We start from the raw sequence: 8134 nt of genomic DNA on the forward strand, positions 1-8134 counted from the left end.
TGGTTTACGGACGGAATCAGTTGCATCGCGCGACCTTGTAAAATGCAGAGGGCGCAACTTCCGTTTGAAGCCACGCCCTGTTTCATTACCCCACGCAATAGCCGTTTCTGCCTGCATGTTTGGCGTCATACAGCGCACCGTCGGCACGTTTGAGTAATTCCAGCGAAGTCATGCCCGGCGACCATTGCATAATGCCCTGGCTGACCGTCACCGTGTCTGCCACCTGTGATAAGGCGTGCGGGATAGCCGCCTGCGTTACGCTTTGCCTGATGCGTTCCGCGACGACCTCCGCATCGTCGGCGGTGGCGCTGTGCAGCAGGATCACAAACTCCTCACCGCCATAACGGGCCACCAGATCGGCCGGTTGTCTTACGACCTGTTTAAAACACTCCGCGATGCCCACCAGACAAGTATCTCCGGCCTGATGGCCGTAATGGTCGTTGTATTTTTTGAAATAATCCACGTCAATCATGATCAGGGAAAAGGTGCCGCCCTGACGTTCCGTTTGCGCAATCAGTTGTTCAAGCTGATTATCAAGCTGGCGGCGGTTCGCTACGCCCGTCAGCGGATCATAATGCGCCAGATTATCCAGCTTGCTGACCAGCAACTGGTTGTCGCATTCCCGCCTGACAGAAAGGACAAACCAGCGGCTGAGCATAATACGCGCGCTTTCAAACAGGGCGCTGACGACAATCATCGCAGCGATTTCCAGAATCGGAATATCCGCTTTCAGCAGTACCAGATGAAAAAATAATGAAAACCACAGCGGTAATGTGAAGCTGTAAAGGATCGGCATGGTCGGGTACAGCGCAATCAGCGCCGTAAAAATCAGCATACAGAACAGCGGGAAGACCAGTTGTTGCTGCGTGTCACTGGCCAGCATGAAATGGAACACCACGGCCCAGAATAAACCGACCAGAAACGCCAGTATCATCGCGGGCGTACGTGAGCGTATGAAGCGCAGCACGGGCAAAAGAATGATAAAAAATACCAGGAAAATCAGGGCTAAATTATCCAGAACCGGACCGGAAACCGCCACGTCGGCGTTCGGATCCAGTAATACCCTGAACTGATGACGTCCGAATAAAAAAAGCACAAAACCAAGATTGGCGAGCAGCAACCAGATAGCGCTGATGCGCAGTGAGGCTTTTTTATAGTGATCCAGCAGGGCGTTAAACGCTGTGTCTTGCCGCGTGTGAGTGGTTTTTTGCATGGTTTTCCTTAACGTCGTCTTCGTGGATAGTGTAGACGAGGAAGAGTTTTTACTCCTCCCCCTGCGGAGGCCGGGAGGGGTTTTAAGGACGAAACGATGGCCAAAGCAGACATCAACTTCTTGATTTTTTTGTAATACCCCAACCCTCCCCTTCGCAGGGGAAGGCGTTGTCCGGTGTTCGTAGACAGGCAGCCAGTTGTTCCCCAGTTACGCCCGCGATGACCATCTCATTCACGGGGGGCGCAAAGGCAAACTCCCTTAACCATTGCTGCCTCGCCGCTTCCAGCCTGTCAGCGGGCCGCGCGCTAAGCGATTCCCGCAACACGCAGCGCTTTTCTTCCAGTGTCTCCGGGGTAATGCCGTCAATGATGGCCGGGATCTGCGCGATAAACGTATGGATAAACCCCAGCAGTGTTTCTGCGCTATACGTCGGCGATTGTAATGCAAACAAAATGCCGGACTGGCGGGCGGTCTGATGGAAACGGCAACTCACTACGTATCCGACATTTTTTTCGACGCGCAATTGCTGGAAGAATTTGGGTTCGAGGAACGACGCTAAAATCTGCGTGGCGGCCAGGCATTCAGCGGTGTTTTCCGCCAGCGGACAGAATAGCAATACCGCAGCATCGTCTCCGGCGGTCGTGAATTCATGCACTCCGCCTGACGAGCTGCTGACCACTTCCGGCAGTTTTGCCAGCAGGGTGCGTATCGCGATATCCGATGCCAGCTGATGCTGTTCCTGCTCAAACAGCCGTTTGCCTTGTGCCAGCGCGGCGGGAGAAGGCGCGCGCAGCAGTTCGAGCGCCGTGGCGAGCGTGCGCGTCGCCCATGCCTGAGAGCCGCTAAGTTGTAATAATCCGTTGCCCTGCGCACAGGTAAACACCAGAGAATGACCTGCATGGGCAGATTGCGCGCAAAGGGCGCGCAGGCTGGCGCGGGCGATACACGCCTGAAGTAAGGTCAGCGGGGCACCGGTGGTCAGGATGCTTTCCCCTGTTTTAAGCGTGATTCCGGCGGACGGGAGGTAAAACCTAAAAGGTGATTTCGTGACGTTGTCACATTGTGATTGCCATTCTTTAAAACTGACCGGCAGGGTGAAGCCTTTTACCGGGGTGTTTTGACCAGACACATCCGGCGCAATCCACAGCCGCGTCATGTTTTCCGGCTTTAACTCGCTGAGCAATATCTGCCAGCCGTTATGCGCGGCGGGCGGGAAATCCAGGGTGCGGGCGCGCAGTTGATCCAACGGCGTCAGGCGGCTGAAATCGCGATGCGCGAGGGCAATGTAATGTTGCAAATGCCCGGTGCGTAAAGCATGAATCTGTTGCAGCCAGTGGCAGAACAGTGTTTCCACACGTGCACATAAAACAGGCGTGGTATCGCAGACGAGAAATTCAATACTGAGAATAGCGTCACTGTCGGATGCGTACGGCAGCGAAACCTGCACGCTGTCTGCCAGCGCCTGGGTTCGAAGTTGATCCAGCAAACTGCCCGGTGCTTCATCCGCCAGGAGCTGACGCAATAACGTCAGCGCGGGCGAGGGCGTGACCGGGAACGAAAAACGCAGTCGTGGTGACCCGTCAAGACGCAATTGCAGATGGCGTTCGTCGCGCAATACCAGAGGCTGAGCAGGCGCTGGCTGAGAACCGTTGCAGGCAACAAAGGCATTGCCGTAACGCTCTGCCAGCGTGGTCAGTTCAGCGACAGATTGCGGCCCCTGTAACCACAACGTGAGCTGCCCTGCGGTGAAGAATTGCTGATGATAGTCCGTCAGTGCCTGTTGCAGAGCGGAAATATCCTCACCGAAAGCGGTACGGTTACCGACGTGAAAATCATGCAGTTGTGCCGGAGCCGCAAAGGCCAGACTCAGCGCCGCATTACAAAGGGAATCCGCATGACCGGTCAGCATGCGGTATTCGGCGTCGATCACCGCCACTTCCTGCTGCACGGCCTCCGTTGCCAGCAAAGGTTGCGCCAGCATATCCGTCAGACGCGCCAGACCGTCTGCAAACTTTGCCGGTGTCATATCGAAAAACCACGCCGTCGAGGTGGCGTGCGTGCTGGCGTTGAGTCGCGCTCCTTCGGACTGCGCCCACATCATCAGCCGTTCATCACCCTGAAACTGACGGCTTCCGGCAAACACGACGTGCTCGAACAGGTGCGCCAGACCGGGAAACGCGGGCGGTTCGTGATGACTTCCGGCATCCAAATGAATGAGTGCGGCAGCACGCGAGGCCTGTGGGTCGTGAAGAATATTGACCCGCAATCCGTTAGCCAGTGTCAGGGTGTGTACGGCTGGCAGCATCAGACCCTCAGCCTTTAAAAATCAACTGCGAGTTCGCGCGGTTGCGGAACTGCAACTGATTGATCTGAATGTTGGTGCAGTTGGCCTGTTCGCGAGCTGCCACAATTTTGCCATGATGTTCGGATTTGGAGCACACCGGATCGGCGTTGTCGGCGTTGCCGGTGAGCATAAACGCCTGACAGCGGCAGCCGCCGAAGTCTTTCTCTTTTTCAGAACAGGAACGGCAGGGTTCCGGCATCCAGTCGAAGCCGCGGTATTTGTTAAAGCCGAACGAGTCGTACCAGATTTCCTGCAAGGTATTTTCCAGTACAGACGGGAATTCGACCGGCAACTGACGCGCGCTGTGGCACGGCAGCGCCATGCCTTCCGGCGTCACACTGAGGAATATCGCTCCCCAGCCGCCCATGCAGCCTTTCGGACGTTCTTCGTAATAATCGGGCGTCACAAACAGCAGGTTGGCCAGATTACCGGTGCCCGCCATTTTCTCGCGATACTGATGCACCACATTTTCGGCGCGGGCGATCTGCTCGCGGGTCGGCAATAGTCCTTCGCGGTTAAGCTGCGCCCAGCCGTAAAACTGACAGGTCGCCAGCTCAACGTCATCGGCTTCCAGCTCGATACTCAGGTCGATAATCTTGTCGATCTGGTCGATGTTATGGCGGTGCAGCACGAAGTTCAGCACCATCGGATAACCGTGGGCTTTCACCGCTTTTGCCATGTCGAGTTTTTGCCGGAATGCTTTAGCGTTACCCGCCAGTGCGGCGTTCAGCGTTTCATCGCTGGCCTGAAAACTGATCTGGATATGATCCAGTCCGGCTTCGGCAAACGCATCGATTTTCTTCTCGGTCAGCCCGATACCGGACGTGATCAGGTTGGTGTAAAAACCGAGATCGCGGGCAGCACGGATAAGTTCAGGCAAATCTTTACGCACCAATGGCTCGCCGCCGGAGAAACCGATTTGCACTGCACCCATTTCCCGCGCTTCTTCGAACACTTTGATCCACTGTGCGGTGGTCAGCTCTTTTTCCTGTTTGGCGAAATCAAGCGGGTTCGAGCAATACGGACATTGCAACGGGCAGCGGTAGGTCAGTTCGGCCAGCAGCCACAACGGTGGTTTGACCGCAGGTTTAAGCAGGTTCACGGAAGGTAATCCACTTTTGAGCATGGGCCTGAGCGAAGAAATCTTTGACGTCATCATTCACGCCACCGGCTTCCGGGAAGCGGGCATTCAGCTCATCGATGATATTGGCAATCGTCCGCTCGTCGTCGACCAGTTGCAAAATGAAGGTCGCGCTGTCGTTAAGTTTCGCCATCCCTTCCGGATACAGAATTACGTGGCAGTCCTGCGTTTTCTCAAACTGCATGCGGTAGCCGCGACGGAACATCGGCGTGTAGTGTTCGGTAATGGTGATCACAGAAGTCGTCCTTTATGCCAGACCGCCTGTTGCGTCACGCTGTGGTACGGCGGGCGGTTCAGTTCGTAAGCCATGCTCATGGCATCGAGCATGCTCCACAGAATGTCGAGTTTGAATTGCAGGATTTCCAGCATGCGCTGCTGTTTTTCGACGGTATCGCAGTATTCCAGCGCCAGTTGCAGGCCGTGTTCCACGTCGCGATTCGCCTGACTCAGACGGCTGCGGAAATAGCCATAACCTTCTTCCTCAATCCATTTGTAATGCTGCGGCCAGGTATCGAGACGCGCCTGATGGATTTGCGGGGCGAACAGTTCAGTCAGCGAGCTGCATGCCGCTTCCTGCCAGACGGCGCGGCGCGCAAAGTTAACGTAAGCATCGACCGCAAAACGTACACCCGGTAACACCTTTTCTTCTGAAAGCAGCACATCACGATCCAGACCGACCGCTTCCCCCAGTCGCAGCCAGGCTTCGATACCGCCTTCACTGCCGCCGTAGCCGTCGTGATCGAGAATACGCTGCACCCATTTGCGTCGGGTTTGCGCATCCGGGCAATTGGCCATAATGGCCGCGTCTTTCAGCGGAATGCTGGTCTGATAATAGAACCGGTTCGCTACCCAGCCCTGAATTTGCTCGCGCGTCGCCTGACCATTGTGCATCGCAATATGGTACGGATGATGGATGTGATAAAACGCGCCTTTGGCCCGCAGCGCCTGTTCAAAAGCTTCCGGCGTCATCGGTGACGTCCGGTTTGAAGATGTCGTCATAATCGTTTTACCTAAAGTTCGATGCGCATCCCGTCCCAACTGACTTCGATGTTTTGCTGCGTCAGTGCCTGCCGCTCGGCAGAGGCTTCATTGAGGATCGGGTTGGTATTATTAATATGGATGAGAATTTTGCGTTCTGCCGGAAGGGAAGACAGCAGGGCAATCAGCCCTTGTTCTTCGGCAAGGGCCAGATGGCCCATGTCCTTGCCGGTATTGCGGCCGACGCCGGTGGTCGCCAGCTCGTTGTCCTGCCACAGCGTGCCGTCAATCAGCAGGCAATCAGCTTTATGCAGCCACTTCAGCAGTTCATCATCTGGCTCGCCCAGACCCGGTGCGTACAGCAGCGAGGTGCCGGTTTTCGTGTCTTCAATAAACAGCGCGATATTGTGGCCGGGGAGCGGTTTGCCGCGGTATTTCGAATAAGGCGGCGCGTTACTCAGCAGCGGAATGGCCGTGAATTTCAGATTCGGGCACACGGCCACGGAGAAGCGCTTCTCCGGCCCGATAGCGTGGTGTTGCAGGCCGCCATTCCAGTGCGAAAGCATGGTGAAAATCGGGAAGCCGGTGGTGAGATCTTCATGCACTTCCGGCGTGCACCACACCTGATGCGGACAGCCTTCGCGTAAATTCAGCAGGCCGGTGCAGTGATCAATCTGGCTGTCGGTCAGGATGATGGAGCCGATGGCGGTACCGCGTAAAACGTCGTGTTTTATCAGTTCCGGCGTGGCGGCAATCTGGTGGCAAATGTCCGGTGAGGCGTTACACAGCACCCAGTCGGTGCCATTGTCGCTGACGGCAATTGACGACTGGGTCCGCGGAGAGGTTTTCATGGTGCCGTTGCGAACGCCCTGACAGTTGCGGCAATTGCAGTTCCACTGAGGGAAGCCGCCGCCTGCCGCGGAACCAAGTACGATAATCTGCATGTGAGAACCAGGGGGAAAAGGAAGGAAGATGCCCACAGTTAACCGTGGGCACAAGGGATTAGCGGTTAGAAATGTACAGCGTCACTTCTAAGCCTAAACGCAGGTCTTCGAAAGAAGGTTTAGTCCACATAATTACGTCCTCTTGGTGATTACAGTTTTAAGTTCACTGCCGTTTTAATTGCGGCAGGTGATCGGCTTATTGTCAAATATCGCTGGTTTGGCTAAGAAAATGTTGCGATGAGCTCAAACCGATATTGCCCTGTAAGCCACAGGGATTAGCGCAAAATGCCGGATGAAAAACTATTCACCCCACGTTTGCTTTAATACTTTCAGCCAGTTACGGCAGGCGATTTTTTCGATCAATACGTCGCCGTAACCCGCATCAGACATGGCCTGAATCAGTAACGGCAATCCGGCGACATCGCCGAGGACATCCGGCACATTGATGCCGTCGAAATCCGAACCAAAACCGACATTTTCTTCGCCCAGTTTACCAAGAAGGTTATCAAGATGTTTAACAATTTCGGTGATTGGGGTGTCACCGTTACGTTTTCCATCCGCCCGCAGAAACGCTGTGCCGAAATTAACGCCAACAAAGCCGTCGCTTTCCGCAATGGCAGCCAGTTGTTTATCGGTCAGGTTGCGCGGTTGCGGGCATAGCGCATGCACATTGGAATGGGTGGCAACCAGCGGTGCATCGCTGAATTTTGCCGTCTGCCAGAAGGCCCTTTCGTTCATGTGCGAGACATCGAACAAGATCCTTTTCCGGTTACACTCACGCAGCAATCCAAGCCCGGCGGGCGTCAGGCCCTCACCGGTATCCGGCGAACCCGGAAAATCGCCTTTCACGCCGGTCCCAAACTGATTGGGTAAATTCCACAGTGGGCCGATGCTGCGCAGCCCTTTTTCATACCAGAGTTCCAGCCGCGAGAAGTCATCTCCCAGCGCTTCCGCGCCTTCAATATGCATCACCATTGCCAGCACGTCGTGAGCAATACACTGCTCAATTTCGGCGACCGTCCGGCAGGTTTTTGCCCGCCCGGATGACTGTGTTTCGATACGTTCCAGCAGTGAAATCTGTGCCTGTGTGATGGCTAACGCGTCATGAGGCACAGCCGGAGAATTTGGCTTCAGTTGTGGTATATACGAATCAGGTGGTACGAAAATGGCAAATAAGCCACCCGCGAAGCCACCGAGGCGACAACGCCTGAGATCGAGATGTCCTTCCAGTGAGCCATCAAGAAACAGGGCAGCAGGATCTGCTGCATCATGCAGCCACAGGCGCAGTAACAGGTCGTTATGACCGTCGAAGACAGGGGGATGTGGAATGGTGTTCATGATGTTAATGGTACTTTATAAAAGCACGAAAATGTATGCGGAATATGTAATGGTTTGTTTGGGTGATGTTAAGTGATTTGACTGACTTGTTTTCATGTGGAGGTGAAAGAAAAATACGGCTTTGACCTTTTGTCTGCTGGTCAGGCAAATCTCAGTCAGCTCCCTCCCCTGCGAAG

8 protein-coding genes are annotated in these 8134 nt (G+C 55.0%); all 8 read right to left on the bottom strand.

All coding sequences use genetic code 11. The features are described 5' to 3' along the window. Positions 1-85: 85 nt before the first annotated feature. The 8 genes from UC14_RS25920 to UC14_RS25955 all read right to left on the bottom strand — a co-directional run bounded on the left by UC14_RS25920 (position 86) and on the right by UC14_RS25955 (position 7958). Positions 86-1213, bottom strand: coding sequence for a GGDEF domain-containing protein (locus tag UC14_RS25920; protein ID WP_112198723.1), 1128 nt, complete (start codon positions 1211-1213; stop codon positions 86-88). Positions 1214-1325: 112 nt separating this feature from the next. After that, positions 1326-3518 carry a pyrroloquinoline quinone biosynthesis protein PqqF gene (pqqF, locus tag UC14_RS25925; RefSeq protein WP_112198724.1) on the bottom strand — a complete coding sequence of 731 codons (2193 nt, stop codon included), beginning with the start codon at positions 3516-3518 and terminating at the stop codon, positions 1326-1328. Positions 3519-3525: 7 nt separating this feature from the next. Beyond that, entirely contained in the window at positions 3526-4659 is a 1134-nt protein-coding gene (gene pqqE, locus UC14_RS25930) for a pyrroloquinoline quinone biosynthesis protein PqqE (RefSeq protein ID WP_370447509.1), read from the bottom strand. After that, positions 4646-4903: a pyrroloquinoline quinone biosynthesis peptide chaperone PqqD gene (gene pqqD, locus UC14_RS25935; protein WP_232829744.1), complete on the bottom strand. Its 258-nt coding sequence runs from the start codon at positions 4901-4903 to the stop codon at positions 4646-4648. The genes pqqE and pqqD overlap by 14 nt, the downstream gene beginning before the upstream one ends. A gap of 26 nt (positions 4904-4929) precedes the next feature. After that, a complete protein-coding gene (gene pqqC, locus UC14_RS25940) occupies positions 4930-5697 on the bottom strand; it encodes a pyrroloquinoline-quinone synthase PqqC (RefSeq protein WP_013578118.1) in 768 nt (255 codons plus the stop codon). Between the two features lie 11 nt (positions 5698-5708). Then, positions 5709-6620 (bottom strand): pyrroloquinoline quinone biosynthesis protein PqqB, encoded by a 912-nt coding sequence (pqqB, locus tag UC14_RS25945; RefSeq protein WP_014416660.1) that lies wholly within the window; start codon positions 6618-6620, stop codon positions 5709-5711. A gap of 58 nt (positions 6621-6678) precedes the next feature. Beyond that, complete coding sequence (gene pqqA / locus UC14_RS25950) at positions 6679-6750, bottom strand: pyrroloquinoline quinone precursor peptide PqqA (protein ID WP_013578120.1); 72 nt, start codon at positions 6748-6750, stop codon at positions 6679-6681. Between the two features lie 170 nt (positions 6751-6920). Continuing rightward, positions 6921-7958, bottom strand: coding sequence for a dipeptidase (locus tag UC14_RS25955; RefSeq protein WP_013578121.1), 1038 nt, complete (start codon positions 7956-7958; stop codon positions 6921-6923). Positions 7959-8134 lie beyond the last annotated feature (176 nt).

This window comes from Rahnella sp. NRRL B-41462 (assembly GCF_003263525.1).
In the GTDB taxonomy this organism is placed as follows: domain Bacteria; phylum Pseudomonadota; class Gammaproteobacteria; order Enterobacterales; family Enterobacteriaceae; genus Rahnella; species Rahnella aceris.